Here is a 951-nt window from a genome sequence, read left to right as displayed (position 1 = left end):
CAAAAAGAAATAGAAAATAGAGATGGCTCGCGAAAGTTGATGACTGGTCCCGCGCGGGTATTGCGCGTTACAGCAAAAATGCGCTGATGTCGCAGATGTGGCAAAGGCGCCGGTTTGAGCCTCAGCCCAAGACTTCCGGTCTAACCCCAACTGCGGACATGTCCCTGCGCCGCAAATTGTCGCGAAGGCCAATACCGGACTCATGCAGCAAGCAAAAAGGATCTGTTATTCGACCAGGAGGGCGCGCAGCTCCTGCGTCAGTGTTCAGCCCTTGGGCGTAATCTTGCCGGCGAACGACTGGGCCACGATCTTGCCGTCCCGCACGACGAACGTATCCGTGCCTAGCTCGTACAAGTTGTCGGCAGTCTCCGCGGTCCACAGAATGTAGGCATAGTCGCCCTCGACCGCCTGCTGCTTCATGCTGAATGCGGCACCGGGTTTGCCAAACTCCGCAAACATCGCCTGGAACAACGGTCGAATCGCGTCGGTCCCCCTGAGCGGTCCGTCCGGCGTGAACAGGACGGCACCCGGCGCATAGTCAGAGAGGATGCCCGTGAGGTCTCCCTCACCAAAACACTTCAGGTGGTGGTCTAGAACGTCTTTCGTGGAAGTCATTCCTCCATCCTCCTTTACCGGTTAGGGATGAACAATCGCGACACGCTTTATACTCCGCGACATAACGACCTGAGCGCTTAACGGCTGAGCAAAGGCCGTCGCAGCCATAGCCGCAGTCCCTGAGATGAACTCCCGAAGCCGCATGCGCCGCTCCCTGCAAGGACTACGCTTGTGGGAAAAAGAGCCTAGCACTTCTGTCGTGGGGTTGTGAGGTGCTTTGAAGGTCCGCTTCGGGTCTAGGCTGTGTGAAAACGCCGAGGCGCTTGATGGCGATAGAATAAGTTATTCGTCCACTTCCCTCTTACCGCCCGAACTCGCAAGCGCGCTCAACTTAAA

At 57.1% G+C, this 951-nt stretch carries 1 protein-coding gene; it reads right to left on the bottom strand.

The window, feature by feature from the left end; all coding sequences use genetic code 11:
- Window positions 1–264: 264 nt before the first annotated feature.
- Window positions 265–615: a nuclear transport factor 2 family protein gene (locus tag AC629_RS44045; RefSeq protein WP_084810801.1), complete on the bottom strand. Its 351-nt coding sequence runs from the start codon at window positions 613–615 to the stop codon at window positions 265–267.
- Between the last annotated feature and the right edge of the window lie 336 nt (window positions 616–951).

Source organism: Bradyrhizobium sp. NAS80.1, assembly GCF_001908205.1.
Lineage (GTDB): Bacteria > Pseudomonadota > Alphaproteobacteria > Rhizobiales > Xanthobacteraceae > Bradyrhizobium.
This window is presented reverse-complemented; position numbering and strand designations above follow the sequence as displayed.

Coding starts and splice junctions, on each gene's coding strand:
- AC629_RS44045 (WP_084810801.1), bottom strand. CDS start 615: ATGACTTCCACGAAAGACGTTCTAGACCACCACCTGAAGTGTTTTGGT.